20 protein-coding genes and 1 tRNA gene are annotated in these 25,222 nt (G+C 68.8%); 12 read left to right on the top strand and 9 right to left on the bottom strand.

Annotated features, from left to right (window positions below; translation table 11 throughout):
• Positions 1–96: 96 nt before the first annotated feature.
• A complete protein-coding gene (locus AC3WJT_RS14285; protein ID WP_492343791.1) occupies positions 97–462 on the top strand; it encodes a hypothetical protein in 366 nt (121 codons plus the stop codon).
• 66 nt (positions 463–528) lie between these two features.
• Here the strand turns inward: AC3WJT_RS14285 and AC3WJT_RS14280 are convergent, their stop codons facing one another.
• Positions 529–2,340, bottom strand: coding sequence for a DEAD/DEAH box helicase (locus AC3WJT_RS14280; protein WP_492343790.1), 1,812 nt, complete (start codon positions 2,338–2,340; stop codon positions 529–531).
• Positions 2,341–2,563: 223 nt separating this feature from the next.
• On the opposite strand from AC3WJT_RS14280, the gene AC3WJT_RS14275 reads away from it, so the two are divergent.
• On the top strand, positions 2,564–2,935 hold the full coding sequence (locus tag AC3WJT_RS14275; protein ID WP_492343789.1) for a hypothetical protein: 372 nt from the start codon (positions 2,564–2,566) through the stop codon (positions 2,933–2,935).
• Positions 2,936–3,018: 83 nt separating this feature from the next.
• Entirely contained in the window at positions 3,019–3,375 is a 357-nt protein-coding gene (locus AC3WJT_RS14270; RefSeq protein WP_492343788.1) for a hypothetical protein, read from the top strand.
• Between the two features lie 171 nt (positions 3,376–3,546).
• On the opposite strand, the gene parE is transcribed toward AC3WJT_RS14270, so the two are convergent.
• The 3 genes from parE to AC3WJT_RS14255 form a co-directional block, all read right to left on the bottom strand.
• Positions 3,547–5,607: a DNA topoisomerase IV subunit B gene (gene parE, locus AC3WJT_RS14265; protein WP_492343787.1), complete on the bottom strand. Its 2,061-nt coding sequence runs from the start codon at positions 5,605–5,607 to the stop codon at positions 3,547–3,549.
• A gap of 226 nt (positions 5,608–5,833) precedes the next feature.
• Entirely contained in the window at positions 5,834–7,180 is a 1,347-nt protein-coding gene (locus AC3WJT_RS14260) for an amidohydrolase family protein (protein ID WP_492343786.1), read from the bottom strand.
• The gene (locus AC3WJT_RS14255) at positions 7,177–8,640 is read right to left on the bottom strand and encodes an amidohydrolase (RefSeq protein WP_492343785.1); all 1,464 of its coding nucleotides are present in this window, start codon (positions 8,638–8,640) and stop codon (positions 7,177–7,179) included. Before AC3WJT_RS14255 ends, AC3WJT_RS14260 begins: the two co-directional genes overlap by 4 nt.
• Positions 8,641–8,771: 131 nt before the next feature.
• On the opposite strand from AC3WJT_RS14255, the gene AC3WJT_RS14250 reads away from it, so the two are divergent.
• Both AC3WJT_RS14250 and AC3WJT_RS14245 read left to right on the top strand, forming a co-directional pair.
• Positions 8,772–9,131, top strand: coding sequence for a Kazal-type serine protease inhibitor family protein (locus AC3WJT_RS14250; RefSeq protein WP_492343784.1), 360 nt, complete (start codon positions 8,772–8,774; stop codon positions 9,129–9,131).
• 52 nt (positions 9,132–9,183) lie between these two features.
• Positions 9,184–10,287, top strand: coding sequence for a tetratricopeptide repeat protein (locus AC3WJT_RS14245; protein WP_492343783.1), 1,104 nt, complete (start codon positions 9,184–9,186; stop codon positions 10,285–10,287).
• Between the two features lie 44 nt (positions 10,288–10,331).
• Here the strand turns inward: AC3WJT_RS14245 and AC3WJT_RS14240 are convergent, their stop codons facing one another.
• The 3 genes from AC3WJT_RS14240 to AC3WJT_RS14230 form a co-directional block, all read right to left on the bottom strand.
• Entirely contained in the window at positions 10,332–12,521 is a 2,190-nt protein-coding gene (locus tag AC3WJT_RS14240; RefSeq protein ID WP_492343782.1) for a TonB-dependent receptor, read from the bottom strand.
• A gap of 327 nt (positions 12,522–12,848) precedes the next feature.
• Positions 12,849–14,258: a type I glutamate--ammonia ligase gene (gene glnA / locus AC3WJT_RS14235; protein WP_492343781.1), complete on the bottom strand. Its 1,410-nt coding sequence runs from the start codon at positions 14,256–14,258 to the stop codon at positions 12,849–12,851.
• Positions 14,259–14,314: 56 nt separating this feature from the next.
• Positions 14,315–14,653: a P-II family nitrogen regulator gene (locus AC3WJT_RS14230; protein ID WP_492343780.1), complete on the bottom strand. Its 339-nt coding sequence runs from the start codon at positions 14,651–14,653 to the stop codon at positions 14,315–14,317.
• A gap of 217 nt (positions 14,654–14,870) precedes the next feature.
• Between AC3WJT_RS14230 and AC3WJT_RS14225 the strand changes: the two genes are divergently transcribed.
• From AC3WJT_RS14225 to AC3WJT_RS14215, 3 genes are all read left to right on the top strand, one after another.
• On the top strand, positions 14,871–16,415 hold the full coding sequence (locus AC3WJT_RS14225) for an acetyl-CoA acetyltransferase (RefSeq protein WP_492343779.1): 1,545 nt from the start codon (positions 14,871–14,873) through the stop codon (positions 16,413–16,415).
• 103 nt (positions 16,416–16,518) lie between these two features.
• Positions 16,519–17,085 (top strand): histidine phosphatase family protein, encoded by a 567-nt coding sequence (locus tag AC3WJT_RS14220; RefSeq protein WP_492343778.1) that lies wholly within the window; start codon positions 16,519–16,521, stop codon positions 17,083–17,085.
• A 47-nt stretch (positions 17,086–17,132) separates the two neighbouring features.
• A complete protein-coding gene (locus AC3WJT_RS14215) occupies positions 17,133–18,551 on the top strand; it encodes an NAD(P)H-hydrate dehydratase (RefSeq protein ID WP_492343853.1) in 1,419 nt (472 codons plus the stop codon).
• Here the strand turns inward: AC3WJT_RS14215 and AC3WJT_RS14210 are convergent.
• Both AC3WJT_RS14210 and AC3WJT_RS14205 read right to left on the bottom strand, forming a co-directional pair.
• On the bottom strand, positions 18,536–19,582 hold the full coding sequence (locus AC3WJT_RS14210; RefSeq protein ID WP_492343777.1) for an amidohydrolase family protein: 1,047 nt from the start codon (positions 19,580–19,582) through the stop codon (positions 18,536–18,538). The genes AC3WJT_RS14215 and AC3WJT_RS14210 overlap by 16 nt on opposite strands.
• Before the next feature lie 28 nt (positions 19,583–19,610).
• Complete coding sequence (locus tag AC3WJT_RS14205; protein ID WP_492343776.1) at positions 19,611–21,443, bottom strand: DUF885 domain-containing protein; 1,833 nt, start codon at positions 21,441–21,443, stop codon at positions 19,611–19,613.
• Between the two features lie 168 nt (positions 21,444–21,611).
• Between AC3WJT_RS14205 and AC3WJT_RS14200 the strand changes: the two genes are divergently transcribed.
• From AC3WJT_RS14200 to AC3WJT_RS14185, 4 genes are all read left to right on the top strand, one after another.
• On the top strand, positions 21,612–22,223 hold the full coding sequence (locus AC3WJT_RS14200; protein ID WP_492343775.1) for a hypothetical protein: 612 nt from the start codon (positions 21,612–21,614) through the stop codon (positions 22,221–22,223).
• Positions 22,224–22,282: 59 nt separating this feature from the next.
• Positions 22,283–22,367, top strand: a tRNA-Leu gene (locus tag AC3WJT_RS14195).
• Between the two features lie 179 nt (positions 22,368–22,546).
• Positions 22,547–23,899 carry a trigger factor gene (tig, locus tag AC3WJT_RS14190; RefSeq protein WP_492343774.1) on the top strand — a complete coding sequence of 451 codons (1,353 nt, stop codon included), beginning with the start codon at positions 22,547–22,549 and terminating at the stop codon, positions 23,897–23,899.
• Positions 23,900–23,964: 65 nt separating this feature from the next.
• Entirely contained in the window at positions 23,965–24,975 is a 1,011-nt protein-coding gene (locus AC3WJT_RS14185) for a hypothetical protein (RefSeq protein WP_492343773.1), read from the top strand.
• Positions 24,976–25,222 lie beyond the last annotated feature (247 nt).

The raw sequence follows: 25,222 nt of genomic DNA, 5'->3' as shown, positions 1-25,222 counted from the left end.
GCCGTTCATCTGGCCGTCAGGCGGGATGTCGTATTGCAGCTTCGATGGCGGCGTACGATATCCCGTCAGGGGTCATTTGACCCATTGGAGAAGACCATGCGTATGGCCGTTACCGGCCTGCTCGCTTCGTTGATGGCGGTTTCCGCTGTCCAGGCGAAGCCTGATTTCCGCGCCCAGGCGCGCTGTATCGCGGCCTATGAGGTCGCGGCCGGCCTGCTTGAAGCCGACGCCGACGCCGCCAGCGGCGCGGAGAAGGCCGCGATCCGCAAGCGCATCGCCAAGCTCGACGTCAGCCGCGAGAAGGTCTCGCTGGCGCTCGCCACCCGCACGGACCTGACCCCCGCCGACAGCAAGGCCGGCCAGGCCGAGCGCAAGGCGGAGGAAGCGCGCCTGGACAAGCTCGCACCGGCGGCGGTGCAGCTTGCGGCGGATGCGTGTGATTCCGTACTCGCGGCGGGGTAAAGACCCCTACCGCTCCGCCCTTTGATCCGGGCGCCGGCATTCGCCGGGGTGAGCGGGACTGGGAGGTTAGTCTTCCGCCGTCTTCGGGCTGATCGGCGCGGCGCGGGTCATGAAGGCCGGCAGGTCCGATCCGAAGCCGACGACGCGCGGACCATCATCATGATCCCGGCCGCGGTGCTGGTCGCGGCGCTGGTCGTCGCGGCGCGGACCGCGGTCACGTTCGCGGCTTTCCGGGCGAGCTTCGGTGCGCGGTTCGGCGCGGCGGGGCTCACGGTCGCGACGGGGCTCTTCCTGACGCGGCGCGCGCTCTTCACGCACACGCTCTTCGCGGACCGGAGCGGCGACGACGGGCGCCTCGGCGTCCACGGTTTCGACGCGCGGGGCGGCGACGCGATCACGGCCACGACCGCGATTGCGGGGACGGCGCGGTTCACGCTCGGTGCGCTCGACGGCGATGTCCTCGGATTGCGCCGCGGCGACCGGCGCTTCGGCCACAACCACGTCCGGCTGCGCGATCGGCGCCGTGTCGGCCTCGGCCTTGCGGCCGCGCGGGCGACGGGCGGGCTTCTCGGCGGTTTCGTCGACGGGCGCACCTGGAGAAATGGCTTCCATCGAGACGGTCGAGGTTTCCGAGGCCGGACGGCCGCGGCTCCGGTCGCGATCACGGTCCCGTCCGCCGGAGCGGGCGCCGCCGCGCTTGTCGCCGTCACGCTTGCTGCGCGGCTCACTCTTCAGGCTGGCCCAGTCGATGGCCTCGAACGTGGCCTCGGCCGGGACCTTGCCCGTCAGCTTGATGACCTTGTCATAGTTCCGGTCGTCGGCGGGCGTGACGATCATGAAGGTCTCGCCCGAGCGTCCGGCGCGGCCGGTCCGGCCGATGCGGTGGACATAGTCGTCGGCGTGGTGCGGGACGTCATAGTTGAACACGTGGCTGACGTCGGGGATGTCGAGGCCGCGTGCGGCGACGTCAGAGGCGACCAGCAGTTTCAGCTCACCTTTGCGGAAGCCTTCCAGGGTGCGCATGCGCGTCGCCTGGTCCAGGTCGCCGTGGATGGCGGCGGCGTCATGGCCGTGCGTGCGCAGCGACTTGGCGACGATGTCGACCTCGCTCTTGCGGTTGCAGAAGACGATGCCGTTCTTGATTTCGCTGCGGTCGATCAGGCTGCGCAGGGCGACGCGCTTGGCCTTCGGGTCGTTGCTCGGAATGCGGGCGACGAACTGGGCGATGTTCTCGCCGGTGGTCGCCGCGCGGCTGACCTCGATGCGGACCGGGTTCTTGAGGAACTGCTGGGTCAGCCGGGTGATTTCCGGCGGCATGGTCGCGCTGAAGAACAGGGTCTGACGCTTGGGCGGCGTCAGCTTGAAGATGCGCTCGATGTCCGGGATGAAGCCCATGTCGAGCATGCGGTCAGCTTCGTCGACGACCATCAGCTGCACGCCGGTGAGCATGATCTTGCCGCGCTCGAACAGGTCGAGCAGCCGGCCGGGGGTGGCGATCAGCACGTCCACGCCCTTGTCGAGCGCCGCGACCTGGTCGCCCATCGAGACGCCGCCGATCAGCAGGGCCCAGGAGAGGCGCGTGCCCTTGGCGTATTTCTCGAAGCTGGAGGCGACCTGGTCGGCCAGTTCGCGGGTCGGCGCCAGCACGAGGGCGCGCGGCATGCGGGCCCGGGCGCGGCCGGCCGCGAGCCGGTCGATCATCGGCAGGGTGAAGGCGGCGGTCTTGCCGGTTCCGGTCTGGGCGATGCCCAGAACATCCTGTCCGGCAAGGGCCACCGGGATGGCCTGGGCCTGGATCGGGGTGGCGGTGGTGTAGCCGGTGTCAGCAACGGCTTGCAGGGTAGAGGCGCTCAGCCCCAGTTGGGAAAATTCGGTCATGTCTCACGAAAGGAAGATTCAGAGCCGCCCGTGTTTGGGCGAACGGGCGGCGCGGATTCGCCAGACCTGCTCCGAACTCGCGCGGATACATAGCCGCAACCCCTGTAAAGTCAACGATTGCTTGGGGTTGAAGCTGTCGCGGCGGGTCCCGCCCCGGGGGTCATGACTTGGCAAGAGGTCCTGTGCTGTTGTTGAATGCGCCCAGCCAACGAGAGACGTCAAAATGTCCGCCAGCGGATTAGGCCTTGGCCTTCTGGCCGCCACTGTGATCGCCGCTTCGGCGCCCGTGCCGCCGGCTGGCCTGGAGCCGGCGTTCGGCAACACGATCATCACCACCTATCCGAACGGCAAGTCGACGCGCACCTGGCTGCATCGCGACGGCACCTATGAAGCGCAGCGTGCGAACGGCGAGCGGACCGGCGGGGTCTGGAAGGTCAAGGGCGGCGAACTCTGCATTACCCAGAAGCGCCCTGTCTTCGTGCCGCTGACGTTCTGCACGCCGATCGTGCCCGGCGGCGTGGGCGCGAGCTGGTCGGCGAAGGGCCTGCTGGGCGAACCGGTCAGAAACGTTCTGGCGGCCGGCCGACAGGGTTAACCTGTCGCATTTTCTTGGTTAGGGTGCCGTGCTCGCCCGCGAGGCGAGCCCTCGAAAACGAAGAAAACGGGCGGAAACAGAAGATGAAATTTCTTGCGAAGGCGGCGATCGCCGCTGCGATGTTCATGGCGGCCGGTCCCGCGCTGGCGGCTGATCCGATGGCGACCGCCTACGGCAATACCGTGGTCATCACCTACGGCGACGGCACGACCGTGAAGCTGTTCATCGATGAAGGGGGCTCCTACACCGGCGAAAGCCCGATGGGCGCCAGCTCGGGCACCTGGGCGATCTCGGGAAGCCAGACCTGCTTCACCCAGCAGTCGCCGGAAGCCACGCCGCCGTCCTGCAGCCCGACCGTCAACAAGAACGTCGGCGACACCTGGCAGGGCACCGGTCAGGGCGGCGCGCCCGTGACCGTCACGATCCAGGCGGGTCGCTGATCTTCCATATCCTCTCCGCGTAGCGGGGAGGGAGACCATGCGGAGCATGGTGGAGGGGCGGCGCCGCTGGTGGTGATCAGCTGCGTTTTGACGCCGATCGCTGAAGTCGGTTCTGCCCCTCAGTCACGCTCCGCATGACCGCTCCCCCCGCGTGGGGAGCATCGGCTGGATTCAGATATCCACGTCCGCAGCCGCGAACTCGGCGTTTTCCTGGATGAAGCGGAAGCGCTGCTCCGGCTTGCGGCCCATCAGGTTCTCAACCAACTCCTCCACCTGCGTCTCGTCGCGCGGCAGGGTCACCCGGGCCAGGGTCCGCTTGGACGGGTCCATGGTGGTTTCCTTGAGCTGGGCCGGCATCATTTCGCCCAGGCCCTTGAAGCGGCCGATCTCGGGCTTCTTGCCCTTGAACATCGTCTCCAGCAGCTCGTCCTTGTGCGCGTCGTCACGAGCGTAGACGGCCTTGCCGCCATGGCTGATGCGATAGAGCGGCGGCAGGGCGAGATAGAGCCGCCCGTTCCGGATCATCTCCGGCATCTGGCGGTAGAAGAAGGTGATCAGCAGGCTGGCGATGTGCGCGCCGTCGACGTCGGCGTCCGTCATGATGACGATCCGGTCGTAGCGCAGGTCCTCGTCGCGATACTTGCTGCCGCCCTGGACGCCGAGGGCCAGCATCAGGTCGGCCAGCTCCTTGTTGCCCATCAGCTTGTCGCCTGTGGCGCTGGCGACGTTGAGGATTTTGCCGCGCAGGGGCAGGATCGCCTGGGTCTTGCGGTCGCGCGCCTGCTTGGCCGAGCCGCCGGCGCTGTCGCCTTCGACGATGAACAGCTCGGCGCCGTCGATGGCGTTGGCGGAGCAGTCGGCCAGCTTGCCGGGCAAGCGCAGCTTGCGGGTCGCGGACGCTCTGGCGACCTCGCGGTCCTTGCGGCGCTTGAGGCGATCCTCGGCGCGTTCGATGACGAAGTCGAGCAGGGCGCGGGCGGCCTTGGGCGAGGCGGTCAGCCAGTGGTCGAACGGGTCGCGCAGGGCGGCCTCAACCAGCTTCTGGGCGTCCGACGAGCTCAGCCGCTCCTTGGTCTGGCCCTGGAATTCCGGGTTGCGGATGAACACGCTGATCAGCGCGCCGGCGTTGGCGATCACGTCGTCGGCGGTGATGATCCCCGCGCGCTTTTCGTTGATCATCTCGGCGTGGGCCTTGAGGCCGCGGGTCAGGGCCGCACGGAAGCCGGCCTCGTGTGTGCCGCCTTCGGGCGTGGGCACGGTGTTGCAGTAGGACTGCATGAAGCCGTCGGCCTCGCCGAAGCCCTGCGGCGTCCAGGTGACGGCCCACTCGACGGCGCCGGCCTCGCCGGTGCGTTCGATCCGGCCGCTGAAGGCGGTTTCGGTGACCGTCGCGACGGTCTTGATCCGCTCGGCGAGGAAGTCGGCCAGGCCGTTGGGGAAGTGGAACACCGCGTCTGCGGGCGTCTGGTCCTGGATCCGCGAGGGATCGCAGGTCCATTTGATCTGCACGCCGCGGAACAGATAGGCCTTCGACCGGGCCATCCGGTACAGCCGCGCCGGCTTGAACACCGCGCCTTCGCCGAAGATGATCGGGTCGGGCAGGAATTTGATCGCCGTGCCGCGCTTCTTCGACGGGGCGATTTTCTCCAGCTTGCCCAGGGGCTTGCCGCGCGAGAACACCTGGCGGTGCTCGAAGCCGTCGCGCCAGACCGTGACCTCGACCCGCTCGGAGAGCGCGTTGACCACTGAAACCCCGACCCCGTGCAGGCCGCCGGAGGTCTCATAGGCCTTGCCCGAGAATTTCCCGCCCGAGTGCAGCACGGTCATGATGACCTCGAGCGCCGACATGCCGGGATGCTTGGGGTGGGCGTCGACCGGGATGCCGCGACCGTCGTCCTTGACTGTCAGGGCGCCGTCGGCGTCGAAGATCACCTCGATCAGCTTTGCGTGGCCGGCGACGGCCTCGTCCATGCTGTTGTCGAGCACTTCGGCGAACAGGTGGTGCAGCGCCCGCTCGTCGGTGCCGCCGATGTACATGCCCGGCCGCTTGCGTACCGGCTCCAGGCCCTCGAGCACCTCGATGTCGCTGGCTGTGTAACCGCCGGGCGTCGGCGCCGGGACCTTGGCGGCGGCGGGCGTCGCAACGGGCTCGCTCGTCTGCGCCAGCGGCGGGGCCGCCGGCGGGTTCAGGGCGTCATCGAACAGGGAGCTTTGGACAGGGGAAGCGGACATGACGCGTCAGTTTCGAACGATTCGGGAACGACGGGGTATGCGGCGAATGAGGCGGGGGGAGCAAGCGCTTGATCCTCCCCATCGGGGGAGGTGGTTCGCCCCCCGGGTCGCGCGAAGCGCGCGCCCGAGGATAAACTTCGGCGAGACGGAGGGGGTCACCCGAGACTTGAGCGGACCCCCTCAGTCGGCTTCGCCGACAGCTCCCCCGACGGGGAGCATCTGGCTTCTACTGATACGCCGGCGGATAGCCCATCGCGCCCGGGGTCGCGTACCGGTCGCGCAGTTCGAAGGCGCGGGTGCTTTGGGGTTGCTCGACGCCGCCGATGAACACCGCCTTCGGCCAGGACGACGTTTCCAGCGGATCGCCGGTCCACAGGACGACATCGGCTTCCTGGCCGACGACCAGCGACCCGACGCCAGTCATGCCCCAGATCTTCGCGACATTGGACGTGACCGTGGCCATGGCGGCGTCGCGCGGCAGGCCGTTGGCGACGGCGAGACCGGCGTTGAAGCGTTGCTGCCGCAGGTTGTTCAGGTCCCGGCTGCCCATGATCGCCACGGTGACGCCGGCGGCCTGCAGGCGGGCGGCGTTGTCGAGGCGGGCGGCGAGGGTCTCGAAGCTGTCGGGCAGGTCCGTCTGGCTGTCGAGGATCACCCCGACGCCGGCCGCCGCGATCTGCGGCGCGACCAGCCAGCCTTCGGCAACGCCTTCGAGGATGATCTTGATCTTCTCCTCACGGGCCATCCGCAGGACCTGCAGGATGTCGCTGGCGCGGTTGACCCGGACGAGCAGGGGCGTGCGCCCCTCGACCACCGGGATCAGAGCCTCCAGATCGACGCGGGACAGGCCGAACTCACGGGTCTCGCCGCGGTCATAGGCCCCGCGGTTGCGGGCGAAGGCCCGGGCGTCCTCGAAGGCGGCCCTGACCAGCACCAGCGCCGCGCCGCGCGAGCCGCCGGCGTTGCGGGCGCCGGCCTCGCCGAGATCGAGCGTGACGGCGACGCGGGCGCGGACGACCGGGTCCTGGTCGCCGGCCGCCAGACCGACGATCGCCGCCTGGCCCGCGAACATCATCGGTTCGGCGTCATCGCCGCCGCCGCCGCCCGCGAAGTCCTGGGCGCCGCTGTCATCGTGCTTGTGACCGTCGCCGCCGCCGCGCGAGAGCACCGGCGTGGCGACCACGCGGGTCAGGCCAGTCTGGCGGGCCAACGGGATCATCGTGCTGTTGGGATTGACGCCGTAGCTGATGTCGAACCCGGCGGAGAGCTTGCCCGAGCGGTCATCGCGGGTGGAGGTCACCTGCTCGACTTCGGAGACGGTCAGGCTGGTCGAGGGGGCGATCAGGCCCGGAGACACCGTGCCGCCGGCGGCGTCGATCACGCGGGCGCCGGCCGGAGCCGTAACCCCCGCGCCGACGGCGACGATCTTGCCGTCCTTGAGCACGATCGCGCCGCTGGGAATGGTCCCGGCCGTCGATGCCGTCTCAAGGCGGGCGTTGATGATCGCCACGGTCTCGGCGGCGGCCGGTGTCGCCAGCGCGAGCGCGGCGAGGGCGAGGAGGGCGCGTTTCATGGGTGGAAGGCCCCTTCGCCGGGCTGGCCGAGTTCGAAGTCGGACTTGGGCTGGTAACGCGGGTCGCGGCGGTCATAGACCAGCGCGCCGTCGATGAAGACCTTGTCGGCCTGGGCGTAGACGCTGAACGGATTGGCGCTCCAGAGCACCACGTCGGCCCGCTTGCCGGCGACGAGCGAGCCGGTCTGGCCGTCGATGCCGAGGGCCTTGGCCGGATTGATCGTGATCCAGGCGATGGCCTCGGCCTCGGTGATCTTGAGGCCGATGCGGTTGCCGGCGGCCATGGCGATGGCCGCTTCCTGGTTCAGGCGCTGGGTGATGGTGGCGTCGTCCGAGTGGATAACCGTGCAGGCCCCGGCCCGGAAGGCGATCGCCGCGTTGGCCTCGATGCCGTCATAGGCCTCCATCTTGAAGCCCTGCCAGTCGGCCCAGGTGGCGAAACAGATGCCTTCCCTGGCCAGCAAGGCGCCGATCTTGTAGGCCTCCGACGCGTGGTGGAACATCGTGATCTTGTAGCCGAACTCCTTGGCCACATCGATCATCACCGCCATTTCGTCGGCGCGGTAGCAGTGGTTCTGGATCAGGATCTCGCCGCGCAGGACGCCGACCAGCGTGTCCAGGCCGAGGTCGCGTTTCGGCGGATCGGCGCGTTCGCCCTTGGCGATCTTGGCGCGGTAATCGTCCCAGCGACGGCCATAGTCGGCGGCGTCGATCCAGGCGCGGCGATAGCCGGCGACGTTGCCCATCGCCGTGGCGGGGGCGCGGCCGCGATTGCCATAGACCCGCTTGGGGTTCTCGCCGCAGGCCATCTTCAGGCCGTAGGGCGCGCCGGGGAACTTCATTCCCTGCATGGTGACCGACGGCACGTTGCGCACCGTGACGGACCGGCCGCCGAACAGGTTGGCCGAGCCGGGGAGGATCTGCAGCGTGGTCACGCCGCCGGCGCGGGCCCGGTTGAAGCCGGGGTCCTGCGGCCAGATCGAGTGCTCCGCCCAGACGTTGGCGGTCACCGGATCGATGCCCTCGTTGCCGTCCGACCGCGAGGCCACGCCCGGCGAGGGATAGACGCCCAGGTGGCTGTGCGAGTCGATGATGCCCGGCGTGACCCACTTGCCGGTCCCGTCGATAACGGTCGCGCCGTCCGGGATGACCGTGTCGCCGCCGCCGACGGCGACGATCCTGCCTTCAGCGAAGACGATCACGCCGCGGTCGATCACCTGGCCTGTGGCCGTCAGGATCGAGGCGCCGCGGATCGCCGTCGGCCGCGAGGGCAGGGGGGCGTAGGTCGAGGGGAAGGGGTCGGGCCGCGTGGCAGGGTCCAGCCCGGTCGGAACCGGTTTGGCCGGCGACGAAGCGGCGGGCTTCTCCGGAGTGGAGGCGGTCGATCCGGTTGTGGCGCAGCCGACCAGCAAAGCTGCTGTCGCCGCTGCGGCCAACGCCGCGCGTAGTCTTGATGTCATCGCCTCACCCCGGACTCGAAGGGGGCAGATCAGACCAAATGAAGCCGTTGATCAAGGGCGGTTGAAGCCTTCTCGACAGTGCGGCGTTGAAAGCCCAGCATCCGGGCGAGGGACCTGGACGGAGACGACGGATGAGACGCTTCTTCAAGGTTGGTCTGGCGGCAGGCCTGATGCTGGTTATGGGCGCGGCCTGCGGGTCGGCGGGCGGTGTCCCCGCGCCGGCCCCGCCGCCGGGCCGCACGCCCGTCGCCGAGGGCGGCATGTGTGGCGGCATCGCCGGCTTTCATTGCGCCGCCGGGCTCTACTGCAGCATGACGCCCGAAATGCAGAACGTCGCCGACGGTTCGGGGACCTGCCGCAAGCGGCCGCAGATCTGCACGCGGGAATACCGGCCGGTCTGCGGCGTCGACGGCAAGACCTACGGCAACGCCTGCACGGCCGCCGCCGCCGGCGTCAGTGTCGCCGCGCCGGGCGAGTGCGATCCCCGCTGACTGTGACGCCAAAGCGATTGAAGGCGGGCGGACGGCAGGGCAGTCTTCGCGCATGAAGCGCGTTCTGTATTCTGTCGCCCTGGCCGCTGGTCTGGCCGTCAGCGCCCTGCCGAGCCTGGCTGTCGCGGGCGGTGTCAAATCGCCGTGGCAACTGGGTCTGCTGGAGTCCTGCAAGTCCGACGCGTTTGTCGCCGAGACGCAGAAGAAGGCCGCCGCAAAGGACGTCGAGGCGATGGCCGCGCTCGGCTATCTCCATTCCGAGGCCTGCGGCGTCCCGTTCGACGCCGAGGAAGCCGCGCGCCTGTGGCTGGCTGCGGCCGCGCAGGGGCAAGCTGACGCCATGGCCTCGCTCGGCTACGTCTATGGCGAAGGGATCGGCGTCGAACAGGATGCTGCGCAGGCCTTGCGCTGGACCCGCGCCGCCGCCGAGCGCGGCAATGTTCGCGGGCTGTTCAACCTCGGCGTGACCTACGATCTGGGACTGGGCGTAGCGGTCGACAAGGTCGAGGCCGCGCGCTGGTACAAGGCCGCGATCGCCCAGGGCGACACCGACGCCATGCACAACATGGCGATCATGCTGCTGAAGGGCGAAGGCGGGGAGAAGGACGAGAAGGCTGCGGCCGGCCTGTGGAAACAGGCCGCCGACCTCGGCGACGCCGAAGGAATGGCCCAGATGGGCGCCATGGCCTACTGGGGCAAGGGCATGGACAAGGACCTCGCCGCCGCCATGCGCTGGTGGCGCGCGGCGGCCGACAAGGGCGACGCCGGTTCGATGTTCTTCATCGGCCTGATGTACGAAACGGGCGAGGGCGTGCCGGTCGACGACGTCCAGGCGCTGACCTGGATCCGCAAGGCGGCCGACAAGGAAGACGCCAACGCCATGGTCAACATGGGCATCCGCAGCGTCGCCGGCAAAGGCGTCGCCCGCGACCCGCGTCAGGCCCGGCGCTGGTGGGAAGCCGCGGCGCGGAAGGGGCACGGCGACGCGATGTACTACCTGGGCATGCTGCTTTCCGAAGGCGACCAGGGCGTGGAGCAGGACGAGGCGGCCGCGATCCGCTGGCTGCGGCAGGCGGCCCAGGCCGGCAATCTGGAAGCCGCGCGCGTTCTGCGCCAGAGCGGCATCGGCGTCGTGACGCCGGGAGAGGCGCTGTAGATTGATCGCGAGGGCCAGGGCGCGCCCTGACCCTCGCTGATCCGTCAGGGCAGGCGCGCGCTGAGCGTCACGCCGACCACGCGCGGCTCGTTCACAAAGCCGGTGTTGTTGTTGAAGTCGATGCCGCCCTTGAGGTTGGCCTCGTTAGTGAGGTTGCGCGCGAACACCGCCAGCTCCCAGGATCCGTCCTCGCGGGCATAACCCAGCTTCAGGCCGCCCTCGAAGTTGCCGTCGCTGTTGAACTCCTCCGACTCGTAGAGGAACAGGTTGGTCTCGCCCTGAACGTTCCAGTCGGTGAAGGCGAACAGCTCGCCGCCGTCGCCGAACGGGTGGCTGTAGCGGGCCGTGAAGTCGAAGATCGACTCCGGCGCGTTCGGGAACGGGTTGCCGTTGACGAAGGCGCGGCCGAGGCCGTTGACCGGGTCAGTCACGGTGCACTGGGCGCAGACCGCGACGGTCAGGTTGGCGTCATCGATCTCGGTGTTGTTGTAGCTGTAGCCGGCCGTCAGCACGAGGTTCGGGGTGACCACCCACTCGCCGTCGATCTCGAAGCCCCAGGCCTTGCCCTGGTTGGCGTTGAGCAGCAGCGTACCGTTCAGGGCGCCGCCGATGGCGCTGAGCTGGATGTCATCCACCGTGTAGGTGAACACCGCCGCGTTCAGGCGGACGCTGCGGTTGAACAGCTCACTCTTGAGGCCGGCTTCCCACGACAGGATGGTCTCGGAGTCGGCCACCGACGGGGCGCCGAAAAAGGCCACGTCGCGGCCTTGAATCGACGGGCCGCGGAAGCCCCGGGCGACCTTGCCATAGACGCTGACGTCGTCGGAGACATCGTAGAACAGGCTGACGTCCCAGCTGATCTGCTCGTCCGAGGCGCTCACCGGAGCGAACGGAACGGGCGCCGAGACGTCCGTCAGATCCTTCTCGTCGCTGGTCCAGCGCAGGCCGCCGGTCACACGCAATGTATCCGACAGGTCATAGGTCGCCTGTCCGAACACCGCCCAGGAGGTGTTCTCATGCAGCAGAGTCGTCTGGGCGACGAAGCCCGGATCGGTGAACACTTCCAGTTCGGAGTGGAAGTAGTAGGCGCCGACCTGCCAGGTCAGCGGGGAGCCGGCAGCGCTGGCGATGCGGACTTCCTGGCTGAACTGGTCGAGGTCGCGCACGCCGTCGGTGGTGTCCGAGGGGAAGGGAATGAAGCCCGGGCCGGTGACCATGTTGCCGCCGTCGATGTCGCCACGGCTCTGGCCGTTGGTGGTTTCCCAGGCCGTGATCGAGGTCAGGGTGGCGCCGCCGAAGTCGTAGTCGACCTTCAACGAGGTTCCCCAGCCGTCATAGGTCTGCGGGTTGTCGCCGCCGCCGTCGAAGTACACCGTATCCGCCCGGTAGTTGGCGTTCAGCTGGTTGCTGCCGGGCGTCAGAATGTTGGCGCGGAAGACCGCCGAGGTGCCGTCGAGCGAGCGGGTGTGGATGTTGAACAGCGCCGAGAGCTGGTCGGTCGGGGTGAACAGCAGCTGGAGCCTGGCGGCGGATTCATCGAAGCCGCCGAGGGCGTCGTCTTCGCCGGTGAAGGCGTTGTTGATCCAGTCCTCGCGGTGTTGCCACAGCACCGAGGCGCGGGCCGACAGCTTGCCCGGAACGATCGGACCGCCGATGCCGCCGTCAAAGGTCAGGGTGTTGTAGGTCGACAGCGAGCCGGTCGCGCGCGCGCTGAAGCTGTCGCTGGGCCTGATGCTGTCGAACTTGATGATGCCGGCGGTGGTGTTGCGGCCGAAGAGGGTGCCCTGTGGGCCGCGCAGGATTTCGACGCGGTCGAGATCGAACAGCGGCGTGCTCTTCAGGACGACGTTCTCGAGCACCACCTCGTCCTGGATCACAGAGACCGGCTGTGAGGCGGCGATGTCGAAGTCCGTGTTGCCGAGGCCGCGAATGTAGAAGCGCGGCGCGATCCGGCCGTTCGAGGATTCGGCGTAGAGCGCCGGCACCCGGGCGGCGAGGGTCAGGATATCGCCGCCGCCGGCGAAGATCGTCTCCAGCTGCTCGCCGTCGAGGGACGCGACCGAGACCGGCACATCCTGAAGGTTTTCACTGCGCTTCTGGGCGGTGACGATGACTTCGCCGACCGTGGTTTCCTGCGCCAGCGCGGGCGCGGCGGTAGCCAGGGCCGCAGTCAGGGCCGCGATGCCGCAGGATAGGGCCAGCGCATGGCGCGTGACCGAGCGGGTGGAATTCATGGTGTCATCCTCATGCTGTCCGCCGCAGAAGCGGCCACGCGGGCTGAATGCCGCCCCCAGCCCTTCAGAGCGCCGGGGCACATTTGGAGCGCACGCCGGCGGCATCTATCGCGAACGGCGTTCGATCTGTGGATAAGTCGCAGTTGCGACGTTTCTGTTGCTGCGTTGCGACACGGCGCCCGCCGCCTGGGCAGTCGCCGAAAGCAAAAGGGCCGGAGATCGCTCTCCGGCCCTCTGGAAGCCGGGGACATGTACCGAAGGTACGTGTCCCCTAAGCCCGGTCGCCGAACTGGGGGACACGTACCTTCGGTACATGTCCCCAAGCCGCTAGCACTTGTAGTACATGTCGAATTCGACAGGGTGCGGGTGCAGTTGCAGGCGCATGACCTCTTCCATCTTCAGCTCGATGTAGCTGTCGATGAAGTCGTCATCCATGACGCCGCCCTTCTTGAGGAAGGCGCGGTCCTTGTCGAGGTTCTCGAGGGCTTCACGCAGCGAGCCGCAGACTTCCGGGATCTTCTTCTGCTCGCGGGGCGGCAGGTCGTAGAGGTTCTTGTCGGCGGGCGCGCCCGGATCGATGCGGTTCTCGATGCCGTCGAGGCCGGCCATCAGCAGCGCGGTGAAGGTCAGGTACGGGTTGCCCATGGGATCGGGGAACCGGCACTCCAGACGCTTGGCCTTGGGGCTGTCGACGTGCGGGATGCGGATCGAGGCGGAGCGGTTGCGGCTGGAGTAGGCCAGCTTCACCGGCGCTTCGTAGCCCGGGACCAGGCGCTTGTAGCTGTTGGTCGTCGAGTTGGAGAACGCGTTGATCGCCTTGGCGTGCTTGATAATGCCGCCGATGTACCACAGGCACATCTGCGACAGACCGGCGTACTGGTCGCCGGCGAACAGCGGCTTGCCGTCGCCCCAGATCGACTGGTGCACGTGCATGCCCGAGCCGTTGTCGGCGAACATCGGCTTGGCCATGAAGGTCGCCGTCTTGCCGTAGGCGTGAGCCACGTTGTGGATCACGTACTTGTAGAGCTGCAGGCGGTCAGCCATCACGACCATGGTGTCGAACTTCAGGCCGAGTTCGTGCTGGGCGGGCGCCACTTCGTGGTGGTGCTTTTCCGGCTTCATGCCGAGCTCGCCCATGACGGCCAGCATCTCGCCGCGCAGGTCCTGGGCGCTGTCGACCGGGTTCAGCGGGAAGTAGCCGCCCTTGGGGCCCGGGCGGTGGCCCATGTTGCCTTCAGGGTAGGCCTTGCCGGTGTTCACGGGCAGCTCGGTGGAGTCGTAGCTGTAGCCGGTGTTGTGCGGGTCGGTGGACCACTTCACGTCGTCGAAGATGAAGAACTCGGCTTCCGGGCCGAAGTAGACCGTGTCGCCGATGCCCGAGGCCTTCACATAGGCCAGGGCCGTCTTGGCCATGGAGCGCGGGTCGCGGTTGTAGGGGGTGCCCGTGTCCGGGTTCACCACGTCGCAGAACAGGCAGAGGGTGGTCTGCTGATAGAAGGGGTCGATGTAGGCGGTCGACAGGTCGGGACGCAGCTTCATGTCCGACTCGTTGATGGCCTTCCAGCCGGCGATCGACGAGCCGTCGAACATCGTGCCGTCTTCCAGGAAGTCATCGTCGACGAGGTCGATGTCGAAGGTGACGTGCTGCATCTTCCCGCGAATGTCGGTGAAGCGGACGTCGACGTATTTGACGTCCTTCTCCTTGATCATCGCCAGAATGTCTTTTGCCTTGGCCATGTGCCCTATCCCCTGAGCTTGATGGTGCGAAACGGTATGGTTGGTCGTTTGTAGAACTAGATCGCCGCCGCGCCGGCCTCGCCGGTGCGGATGCGGATAACGTCGGTGACTTCGGAGACGAAGATCTTGCCGTCGCCGATGCGGCCTGTGCGGGCGGCGGTCTGGATCGCCTCCAGGGCGCCCTCCAGCTGGCCGTCGTCGACAACCACCTCCACCTTGATCTTGGGCAGGAAGTCCACGACGTACTCGGCGCCGCGATAGAGCTCGGTGTGGCCCTTCTGGCGGCCGTAGCCCTTCGCCTCGAGCACGGTCATGCCCTGGACCCCGAGGTCCTGCAGCGCTTCCTTCACTTCATCGAGCTTGAACGGCTTGATGATCGCTTCAATCTTCTTCATGCGAGCCTCTGTGGCGCAATTGGCGGGACGGAGCACGGGCCTTCGCAGCGCTTCAAGGCCTGACGCCCCGGACGCGCGTTGCAGCGCAGCGTAAGGGATGGGGCGCCCATCAAACAGGCGCCCGGCGCCCAAGACAAGAGCATGTCGTCAAAGGCCTTGGTTGCCGCCGGGGCAGGGCGATACCGAGACGGAAATGCAGGCTGAAGGGAGTGGAACGATGCGCGACGACACACCGGTGATCATCGGAGCGGGTCAATTCACGTATCGGGGTCCGGCGAACACCTCGCCGTCTCCGCTGGAGTTGCTCAAGATCGCGGCGGAACGCGCCGTGACGGACGCCGGTCTGGGGAGCGAAGCCCTGGCCGGTCTCGACGGGGTCGCCGTGGTCGGCTTCACCATCGACGCGCCCGGTGCTCTGTCGCAGTTGCCGTTCCCGCGCCTGAAGAACCCGCCGGCAGCTTTCGCGAAAGCGGTCGGGGCCGACACGACCTTCGAAATCTACACCCACATGGGCGGCAATAGCCCGCAGCAGGTGATCAACACCCTGTGCGAGCGGATCGCCCGCGGTGAAAACGAGCTGACCATCGCCGTCGGCGCCGAGTTTCTCGGCTCGCTGATGAAGCGGCTGAAGGGCGGGGCGGGCTTCGCCGGCTGGGAAGATCCCTACGCTATTGAGGATGAGCCCAAGCGGATGGGCGATCCGCGTCCGGGCACCACGCCGCAGGAAAACGCCCACGGCCTGAACCGGCCGATCAACGTCTATCCGATGTTCGAGAACGCGCTGCGGGCGCGCGACGGCCGGTCGATCGATGACCACCAGAAGCGACTGGGCAAGCTGTTCGCGCCGTTCAGCAAGGTTGCGTCGATGAACCCGCACGCCTGGTTCCCGACCGAGCGCAGCGAGGCCGAACTGGTCACGGTCACCGACCAGAACCGGATGATCAGCTTCCCCTATCCGAAGTACCTCAACGCGATCATGGAGGTGGACCAGTCCGCCGGAGTGATCATCGCCAGCGTCCGCAAGGCGCGCGAGCTGGGCGTGCCGGAAGACAAGTGGGTGTTCCTGCACGGCTGCGCCGACGCCAGCGACCTCTGGTACCCGTCGGACCGTCAGGACTTCCATTCCAGCCCGGCCATGCGCCTGACCGGCAAGCGCGCCTTCGAGATGGCACGCATCGGTCTCGACGACCTCGACTTCATCGACCTCTATTCCTGCTTCCCGATCGCCGTGGAGGTCGGGGCGGAGGAGCTGGGCCTGTCGCTGGACGATCCGCGCGGCCTGACCGTCACCGGCGGGCTGCCCTACATGGGCGGGCCCGGCAACAACTACGCCATGCACTCGATCGCCACGATGATGGGCAAGCTGCGCGACCGGCCCGGCAGCTGGGGCCTGTGCACGGCCAACGGCTGGTATCTGACCAAGCAGTCCACCGGCATCTATTCGACCACGCCGCTTCAGGGGACCTGGGAGCGTGAAGACCCGGCGGTGATCCAGCGCCAGATCGACGCCCTGCCGCATCCGGCGCTCGTCGAGCATCCCGAGGGGCCCGCGACCATCGAGGCCTACACCGTGGTTCACACCCGTGACGGCTATCACATGGGCATCGTCTTCGGCCGCGACAGCCACGACCGCCGTTTCATCGCCGTGACGCCGGACGACGAGGCGACCCTGCGGGATCTCGAGGGTCGCGAGGGCGTGGGCCGGACGGGGACCGTGGGCCGGCATCCGGACGGCAAGCGGAACCTGTTCACGCCGGATTGACGCGCAGGGCCACGCACTTCAGTGCGTGTCCCTTGCTTGCGGTAGGGGACACGTACTGAAGTACATGTCCCCGTGGGCCCGGCCATAACGGAGTTGGTCTGAGATGCGCACCTACATGATCCGCCACGGCAAACCCTCGGCGACCTGGGGCGATGACGACGACGATCCTGGCCTGGACGAGACCGGCCAGGCCCAGGCGCGGGCGGTTGCCGAGATCCTGCTCGCGCTGCCGGCGCAGGCGCGGCCGACGCGTGTGGTCAGTTCGCCCCTGCGACGGTGCCGCGAGACGGCCCAGCCATTCGCAGACGCCCTCGGCGTCGAGCTGACCATCGATCCGCGCGTCGGCGAGATACCGACGCCGAAGGGCGTGTCGGCGGCCGACCGGGGCGCCTGGCTCCGCGAGGCGTTCGGCGGGCGCTGGAGCGATATCAAGGGCGACCTGGACTATGAGGTCTGGCGGCGCGACGTCGCCCAGGCGGTGGCCGACCATGCCGGGGCGGCGATCTTCAGCCATTTCGTCGCCATCAACGGGGCGGTCACGCTCGTGGGCGGCGGCGACCTGGTCATGGGCTTTCGGCCTGACCACTGCTCGATGCAGGTGTTCGAGGTTACCGATGACGCCTTGATCCTGATCGCAAAGGGGCGCGAAGCTTCGACCCAGGTCCTCTGAAGGGAGACGCCGTGGGCGCCGCGCCGGATATCCTGACCGTCGAGCAGATGACGGCGGCCGACCAGGCCGCCATCGCCGCGGGAACGCCGGGCCCTCTCCTCATGGACCGGGCGGGCAGGGCTGTCGCCGACGCGATCCGTGCGCGCTTCCAGCCCTGCCGCGTCGCGGTGTTGTGCGGCCCCGGCAACAACGGCGGCGACGGCTATGTCGTCGCGCGGCAGCTGAAACGGCGCGGGTGGTCTGTGTGGGTCGAGACCCTGGCCACGCCCGCGACGGCGGACGCCCGGGCGGCCGCTGCGCGCTGGCGAGGCGAGACGCTTCCGCTGTCCGCCGCGGTCAGGTCAGCCGACCTGGTCGTCGACGCCCTGTTCGGGGCGGGCCTGAGCCGCCCGCTCGAAGGCGCGGCGCTCAGCCGGGCCCAGGCCTCGCACCGCACGTCCACGCCGGTCGTGGCCATCGACGTACCCAGCGGCCTGGACGGCGACAGCGGCAAGGTCCGGGGCGAGGCGGCGTTCAAGGCGGCTCTCACCGTCACCTTCCATCGCCGCAAGATCGCCCACGCCCTTGAGCCGGGACGCTCGGCCTGCGGCGAGATCGTCGTCGCCGACATCGGGCTGGGCCCGACGCCCTCGACCCTGGTCGAGAACCGTCCGGCCGTCTGGCAGCAGCACTTTCCATGGCCCGGCGCGGCCTCGCACAAGCATGCTCGTGGGCGACTGGCCGTGGTCAGCGGGGATGCGCTCAACACCGGCGCCGCGCGTCTTTCGGCGCGGGGAGGTCTGAGGATCGGGGCCGGCGTGGTGACCGTGCTCGCCTCGCCCGCCGCCGCCGCCGTGAACGCCGCGCATCTCGAAGCGATCATGGTTCGCGCATTCGAGACCGAACAGGCCCTGACCGAGGCCGCCGACAAGGCCGACGCCGTGATCATCGGCCCGGCCGCCGGGGTCACGCCCGCCACGCGCGCGCACCTGTTTGCTCTGGCCCGCACGGGCGCGGCGCTGGTGGTCGACGCCGACGCGCTGACCGTGTTCCGCGACAAGCCATCCGATCTTTTCAGCGCCCTGGACCGCGATGACGTCCTGACGCCGCATGTCGGAGAGTTTGAGCGCCTGTTTCCAGGCCTGTTGAAGGCGGCGCCTCACAGGATCTCGGCCGCGATGGAGGCCGCCCGGCTGGCCGGCGCCGTCGTGCTGCTGAAGGGTGCGGACACCGTTATCGCCGCGCCGGACGGACGGGCGGCGGTCTGTGTCGAGGACGCGCCCTGGCTGGCGACGGCCGGGTCAGGCGACGTGCTGGCCGGGTTCATCGGCGGCCTGGTCGCCCAAGGCATGGACAGTTTCGAGGCCGCCTGCGCCGGCGCCTGGATCCACGCCGCCTGCGCACGCCGGTTCGGCCCCGGCCTGATCGCCGAGGACCTGCCGGGCCTGGCGCCGGCGGTGCTGGGCGAGCTCTACGCCAGCCGGTAGACGCGCTTCGCAGTCACCGAGAACAGGTCGGCCTTCTCCGCGTCGGACGCGCCCGCCGCGATGCGCTTGAAGGCGTTCCACAGGGTGGCGTAGTCGCAGCCCCAGCGGTCGACCGGGAAGTTGCTTTCGAACATGCAGCGGTCGGCGCCGAAGAGCTCGATCGTGGTCTCCACATAGGGCCGCCACAGGTCGGCGAGGACCCGGGAGGAGGGGCGCGCCTTGCCGTCCAGGCCCGGGAAGCCGGGGAAGGGCATTGCGAGGCCGCCGACCTTGACCGCCACGTTCGGCGATTGCGCCAGTTCGCGCATCTGGTCCCGCCAGACGTCGAACCGCTCGTCCAGCCTGCCCGCGTAGGCGCCGATGCCCAGCGGGGTGCCGACGTGGTCGAGGACGATGTCGGTGTCCGGGAAGGCGCGGGCCAGGTCGATCAGCTCCGGCAGCTGCGGCTCCAGCATCCAGGCGTCGAACGACAGGCCCAGCGGCGCCAGCCGGGCGAAGCCGGCGCGGAAGGCGGTCTCGCCAAGCAGGCCGCCCGGCGTATGACTCATCGGGCCGAGCACATCGGGATCAGGGTCGCTGGCGTTGACGTGCCGGATGCCCTTGAACCGGTCGCCGCCGGCCCGAACCTCCGCCTCCAGCACCGCCGCCGCGCCATCCCCCAGCAGCAGGTCCGCGTGGCCGACGATCCCGTCGCAGGCGCGGAACGGGCCGTAGATCCCGCTGGCGCTCATCGCCGCCACGCCGTTGACGAACTCGACCTCGCCGACCGGCGCCATCGCCGGCGCGCCCCCCGCCCGGTAAAAGGCCCCGCACTGGACATAGACCGTGGCGGTGACGTTGTGGCCGCTGCCCGCGTCCGCCCGCAGCTCGTCGAGCAGATAGCGGGGCGTCAGCTGGATGACGTCCTCGAACGGATGGGCGCCCTCGCGGCGGGACGGCATGACGGGCCGGTCCCAGAGGTGATGGTGCGGATCGACGATCGGCAGGTCGGGCTCGAGGATGGGCTCGGCGCCCGGGATTTGATCCGACATATGACTCACTCCCTATCCGGCCCGGCCGTCAGGCCGGGAACAGCCCCTGGACCACCGACTCCAGCACCACCAGCGGCATGCCGCCCTGGCGCAGGACGTCGTGGAAGGTCTTGAGGTCGAACCGCGCGCCGGCCCTGGTCTTCGCCTCCTCGCGCAGACGCACCCATTCGGTGTGACCGATCTTGTAGCTGCAGGCCTGGCCCGGCCAGATGCAGTAGCGGTCGATCTCCCGCTGCACGCGCGGCCGGGGCATGCCGGTGGTCTCGACCATGTAGTCGGTGGCCTTTGCCCGGCTCCAGCGCTTGGCGTGCATGCCGGTGTCGACGACCATCCGCACCGCGCGGAACTGCATCGACTGCAGGAAGCCGATCTCGCCGAGCGGGTCGTTCTCATAGGCGCCGAGCTCCAGCGCCAGTTGCTCGGCATAGAGCGCCCAGCCCTCGCCGTAGGCCGCGAAGCCCAGGCCGGCGCGGCGCAGGATCGAGGAGTCCTTGGCCTCGAGGGCGATGGCTCCCTCCCACTGATGGCCGGGCAGGGCCTCGTGATAGGTGAGGGTGGGCAGGGCGAACTTCGGCCACTCGGCCGTGTCCTTCAGGTTGATGTAGAAGCGGCCCGGTCGCGATCCATCGAGCGTCGGCGAGGTCGCGTAGCCGTTCGGCGCGCCGTCCTGGATGTCGGGCGGCACGCGGACGATCTCGACGGGCGACTTCGGCAGGGTCCTGAAGGCGCGCGGCATCCGGGCGCGCATGTCCTCGGTCTGGGCGTTCAGCGCCGCGATCAGGTCGGCCCGGCCGGCGTCGGTGTTCGGATAGAGCTGGTCAGGCCGTTTCGACAGGGTCGTGAGCCGCTCACCCACCGAACCGGTCGTCAGGCCCTGCGCCTTGAGCAGCACGTCGAGGCGGGCGGACAGATCGGCGACCTGCTCCAGTCCCAATCGGTGGACCTCGTCTGGCGACTTGCGCGTGGTGGTCTGGAAGGCCAGCGCGCCGGCGTAGAAGGCCTCGCCGTCCGGGATTTTCCAGATGCCGGCGTCGCCGGTTGCAGTCGGCCGCAGGGCCTTGAGCGCCGCGATCTGCCGGTCGAGCGCGGGGTAGACGCGGCTGTCGACGATGGCGGCGGCCCGGGCGTTCCAGTCGCCGGCGATCCCGGCGGCGGTGGCGCGGCCGGCGAGCGACATCGCCAGCCCGCTCTGCGCCCCGGCCGGAGCCCGCAGCTTCGTCAGCTGCGCCAGGGTGGCGTCGAGCGCGAAGTCCGGCGCCAGGACGCCGCGTGCGGCGTCGGCTTGCAGGCCGGCGGTGTTGGCGTCCAGCGCGGCCGGGAAGGCGTCGAGCCGCGCGAGATAGGCCTCGGCGTCGGACGCCGTCTTCACCGGGTGCTGCGAGTCGAGGAAGTCGGGCACGCTCTGGTAGGCGCCGCTGAGCTGGCTGACGACATAGGGCGAGTAGGGCGCGTAGCTGAAGCCCGCCGCGCTTTCGCCGAAGGCGAACCGCTCACCGCCCTCGGCGACCCGGGTATAGGCATAGGCGACCACGTCGCGGTCGGTCTTGCCGGCGGGAGTCAGCTTCGCGGCGTTGATGCCGGCCAGCCGCGTCAGGCGCGCGCGGTGATCCGCGACCCAGTCCTTGCGGCCGGCGGAGGACATATCCGACAGTTTCGACCGCAGGCCGGCCTTGTCGCCGACGTCGAGACCCAGGGCCGTGGCAAACTCCGGGGCGCCGTCGAGGTCTTCCTGGAAGAAGGCGTCCAGCAGCGCCCGCAGCTTCGCATCCTCGGAGCCCGGCGCGGGCTGGGCCCGACCCTCCGAGGCGGCAAGCACGGCGGCGAGCGCGACGCCGCCCTGCAGGAACTGACGACGAAGCATGGGCGGGTCCTCCGGAAACAAGGGGGGCACGTTATCGACCCGGTCGGCGACTTCAAGCGCCGCGGCCCCGGCAGGAAGGTCGAACAGATCAAAGCGGGCCGGCCCGCTCCGGGCCAGACTGTCGGTCTGGCGACGCCCGATCCGGGCCGGCCGACCGGCGGAGCGGCCATGACCGAGCGCATCGATACCCTCCTTGAGACCATGCGCGACCTCGAACAGGAGCTGGAGGAGGAGTTCGCCAAGGCCCGCGCCGGCCTGCGGTACGGACTGGAACACGGCAGGGCCCGGTTCGAGGCGGAGGTCGTTCGTCGACACCGCGAGCTGAAGACCGGACTGGCGCGCTACCTCGGCCGCGCCAACCCGCTGGTGGTCCTGACGGCGCCGGTGATCTATTCGCTGATCGTGCCGTTCGCGATCCTCGACCTGTGGGTTTCGGCCTATCAGGCGATCTGCTTCCGGGTTTACGGCATCCCCAGGGTCAAGCGGTCCCGCTACCTGGTCTTCGACCGGTCAGGGCTGGCCTATCTGAACCTTATCGAGCGGTTCAACTGCGCCTACTGCTCCTATGCCAACGGCGTCGTCGCCTACGCCCGGGAAGTCGCCGCACGGACCGAGCAGTACTGGTGTCCGATCAAGCACGCCCGGCGGGTGCTCGGGGCGCACGAGCGCTACTCGACCTTCGCCGACTATGGCGACGGCGACGGGTACCTCGACTACCTGAGGCAGGCCCGGGCCCGCCTGCGGGCCGAGACCGACGCGGCGCCCAAGCACAAGGCCTGACCCCGCGCCCCTGCCACTGGCGCCGCCGCCGCTGATCCCGTAGGGAAGCGTCCGAACCTGCGGATGTGGCGGAACTGGTAGACGCACTGGATTTAGGTTCCAGCGCCGCGAGGCGTGGAGGTTCGAGTCCTCTCATCCGCACCATTCGGGTCCGCGTCCGGGACGACCGGGCCCGCCGCGAAAACTCGCACTTGGCCCCCAAACGCCCGCATGACATAAGGGCCACCGCTTTGCGCCGCCCTGATCCGGGCGGCGGATCCATTTCCACATCCGGCGGATGACAACGGCCCCGCGCCGCTCGTCCGGCTTCTTTGAGAATGTCGATGCAAATCGTTGAAAAGTCTGGTGAAGGCCTCAGCCGCGTTTACGGCGTCACTGTTCCGGCGGGCGAGCTCGCCGCGCGCCTTGAAGCCCGGATCGCCGAACTGGCCCCGCAGATGAACCTGAAGGGCTTCCGCAAGGGCAAGGTGCCCGCGGCCCACGTGCGTCGCGTGCACGGCAAGGCCCTGATGCAGGAAGTCGTGCAGGAAGCGCTCAACGAGACGACCCAGAAGGTCCTCGACGACAACAAGCTGCGTCCCGCCTCGCAGCCGGATCTGAAGCCCGAATCCGACATGAACGCCGTGCTCGCCGGCGGCGCCGACCTGGCCTACGAACTGGCCGTCGAGCTGATGCCGGACTTCGAGCCGATCGACACCAGCAAGCTGAAGCTGAAGCGCCCGGTCTACGCCCCGACCGACAAGGAAGTGGACGAGGCGCTGGCCGATCTGGCCAAGCAGGCCGGCACGTTCGAGCCGCGCACCGGCAAGTCGGTCAAGGCCAAGGACGGCGACCAGGTGCTGATCGACTTCCTCGGCAGCGTCGGCGGCGTTCCGTTCGACGGCGGCAAGGGCGAGGGCTTCGAACTGACGCTCGGTTCGGGCCAGTTCATTCCTGGCTTCGAGGCCCAGCTGGTCGGCGCCAAGCCGGGCGACGCCGTCACCGTGAAGGTGACCTTCCCCGAGCCGTACCAATCGGCCGAGCTGGCCGGCAAGGACGCCGAGTTCGCCGTCACGGTGCATGAGGTCCGCGCGCCGGTCGAAGGCGCCGCCGATGACGCCCTGGCCCAGCGCCTCGGTCTGTCGGACCTGGCCACCCTGCGCGAGACCCTGACCAAGAACCTCCAGCAGGGCTACGACAACCAGTCGCGCTTCAAGCTGAAGCGCGCCCTGCTCGACGAGCTGGACAAGGGCCATGACTTCGCCCTGCCGCAGCGCATGGTCGACGCCGAGTTCGAGGGCATCTGGCAACAGGTCGAAGGCGACAAGACCGCCGGCAACCTGCCGCCGGAAGACGCCGGCAAGTCCGAGGACGAGCTGAAGGTCGAGTACCGCAAGATCGCCGAGCGCCGCGTGCGCCTGGGTCTGGTGCTGGCCGAGATCGGCCGCAAGAACAACGTCCAGGTCACCGACCAGGAGCTGAACCAGGCGATGCAGCGCGAGGCCATGCAGTACGGCCAGCAGGCGCAGCAGGTGTTCGAGTTCTTCCGCACCAACCCCCAGGCGCAAGCCCAGCTTCGCGCGCCCCTCTATGAGGACAAGGTGGTCGAGCTGATCTTCAGCCAGGCGACCGTGACGGACAAGAAGGTCTCCAAAAAGGAGATCGAGGCCGACGACGATCTGCCGGAAGGCTACTAGTAACGCCGGTAGTAACGCCGGCCGGCGTTCGGGCGCCGGCTGACAGGCTTGATTGAGGGGGCGTGATGTCCAGATGGATCGCCGCGGCGATGACAGGGCTGGTGCTGATGGCCCAGCCCGCGGGCGCTGCCCCGCGCGGACCCGCGACCTCGCCTGAGGGCAATCCGGTCGGTCCCGGCGCGCCCGCGCCGGCGGCCGCCGCGCCTGCTCCCGCACGGCCGGCGCCGCCGCCGCCTCCGCCCCAGCCGACGACGGTCGAGGGCCTGGTGATCACCGCCCGCCCGGCCGCCCCGCCGATCGACACCGTGTCGGCCTTCGTGGCCGAGGTCTCCGCGCCGACGGCCAATGGCCGGCTTGCCCGCTGGGACCGCAAGATCTGCCCGGGCGTGGTCGGCCTCAAAGCCCCCTACGGCCAGGCCCTGATCGACCGGATCGCCGCCGTCTCCGCCGCCGTCGGCCTCGAGACCGGCGCGCCGGGCTGCAGGCCCAACATGGTCATCATCGCCACCGACGACTCCCAGACGCTGGCCAAATCGATCGTCGACCGCAATCCGGCCGCCTTCGCCCGCTGGGAGCGCGGCATGAGCCGCGGCGACAAGGCGCTGGGCGCGTTCGTCGAGACGCCGACCCCCGTGCGCTGGTGGCATGTCACCCGCACCAAGACCGCCGACGGCCAGAGCTACACCCAGGGCGCCGCCGTGCGCGTGCGCTCGGCCAGCCGCCTGCGCGCGACCACCCGCGACGACTTTGATCACGTGATCATCCTGATCGACGTGAAGCGCGTGGGCGTCATCCGTTTCGAGGCCCTCGCCGACTACATCACCATGATCGGCCTGGCTCAGATCGAACCGGATGTGGACCTGACCGGCGTGAAGTCGGTCATCGGCCTGTTCGCCGACCGCGACAGCGGCGCGGAACCCGCCAGGGGCCTGACCGAGTGGGACGCGGCCTACCTGCTGGGCCTCTACAGCGCCAACCGCGACGTCGTCCGCGGCAGCCGTCAGGAACGCGACATCGCCCGCCGCATGCTCCAGCAGCTCGGCGCGCCGGTCACCAGCACCGAACCGGCGGAGTAGGGCGCAGAATCGGCTGCGGCCGGTCGCTGTCGCCCCCTCAAGAGGCATACGTCTCCTGTGGCGGTTACCACTCGGTACTTTTATCTCCCCAGATGCCCAAAATGGGGGAGGTGTGCGCTTGAAAAGGGCGACCGGCCTGAGGTTTCTTTCAGGCGGGGCAGGGCGACCGCCCGCGCGGGGGCGCGGGCGCATCACATTCAGACCCACATGTTCTAACGACCGCCCGACGAAAAGGCGTCCGGGTGGC

The sequence above is a fragment of the Caulobacter sp. FW305-C-30-S16 genome, from assembly GCF_058783025.1.
This window is presented reverse-complemented; position numbering and strand designations above follow the sequence as displayed.

Bases quoted from the DNA above. Each gene is read 5' to 3' on its own strand.
- AC3WJT_RS14285 (WP_492343791.1), top strand. From the start codon at position 97: ATGCGTATGGCCGTTACCGGCCTGCTCGCTTCGTTGATGGCGGTTTCC.
- AC3WJT_RS14280 (WP_492343790.1), bottom strand. From the start codon at position 2,340: ATGACCGAATTTTCCCAACTGGGGCTGAGCGCCTCTACCCTGCAAGCC.
- AC3WJT_RS14275 (WP_492343789.1), top strand. From the start codon at position 2,564: ATGTCCGCCAGCGGATTAGGCCTTGGCCTTCTGGCCGCCACTGTGATC.
- AC3WJT_RS14270 (WP_492343788.1), top strand. From the start codon at position 3,019: ATGAAATTTCTTGCGAAGGCGGCGATCGCCGCTGCGATGTTCATGGCG.
- parE (WP_492343787.1), bottom strand. From the start codon at position 5,607: ATGTCCGCTTCCCCTGTCCAAAGCTCCCTGTTCGATGACGCCCTGAAC.
- AC3WJT_RS14260 (WP_492343786.1), bottom strand. From the start codon at position 7,180: ATGAAACGCGCCCTCCTCGCCCTCGCCGCGCTCGCGCTGGCGACACCG.
- AC3WJT_RS14255 (WP_492343785.1), bottom strand. From the start codon at position 8,640: ATGACATCAAGACTACGCGCGGCGTTGGCCGCAGCGGCGACAGCAGCT.
- AC3WJT_RS14250 (WP_492343784.1), top strand. From the start codon at position 8,772: ATGAGACGCTTCTTCAAGGTTGGTCTGGCGGCAGGCCTGATGCTGGTT.
- AC3WJT_RS14245 (WP_492343783.1), top strand. From the start codon at position 9,184: ATGAAGCGCGTTCTGTATTCTGTCGCCCTGGCCGCTGGTCTGGCCGTC.
- AC3WJT_RS14240 (WP_492343782.1), bottom strand. From the start codon at position 12,521: ATGAATTCCACCCGCTCGGTCACGCGCCATGCGCTGGCCCTATCCTGC.
- glnA (WP_492343781.1), bottom strand. From the start codon at position 14,258: ATGGCCAAGGCAAAAGACATTCTGGCGATGATCAAGGAGAAGGACGTC.
- AC3WJT_RS14230 (WP_492343780.1), bottom strand. From the start codon at position 14,653: ATGAAGAAGATTGAAGCGATCATCAAGCCGTTCAAGCTCGATGAAGTG.
- AC3WJT_RS14225 (WP_492343779.1), top strand. From the start codon at position 14,871: ATGCGCGACGACACACCGGTGATCATCGGAGCGGGTCAATTCACGTAT.
- AC3WJT_RS14220 (WP_492343778.1), top strand. From the start codon at position 16,519: ATGCGCACCTACATGATCCGCCACGGCAAACCCTCGGCGACCTGGGGC.
- AC3WJT_RS14215 (WP_492343853.1), top strand. From the start codon at position 17,133: ATGACGGCGGCCGACCAGGCCGCCATCGCCGCGGGAACGCCGGGCCCT.
- AC3WJT_RS14210 (WP_492343777.1), bottom strand. From the start codon at position 19,582: ATGTCGGATCAAATCCCGGGCGCCGAGCCCATCCTCGAGCCCGACCTG.
- AC3WJT_RS14205 (WP_492343776.1), bottom strand. From the start codon at position 21,443: ATGCTTCGTCGTCAGTTCCTGCAGGGCGGCGTCGCGCTCGCCGCCGTG.
- AC3WJT_RS14200 (WP_492343775.1), top strand. From the start codon at position 21,612: ATGACCGAGCGCATCGATACCCTCCTTGAGACCATGCGCGACCTCGAA.
- tig (WP_492343774.1), top strand. From the start codon at position 22,547: ATGCAAATCGTTGAAAAGTCTGGTGAAGGCCTCAGCCGCGTTTACGGC.
- AC3WJT_RS14185 (WP_492343773.1), top strand. From the start codon at position 23,965: ATGTCCAGATGGATCGCCGCGGCGATGACAGGGCTGGTGCTGATGGCC.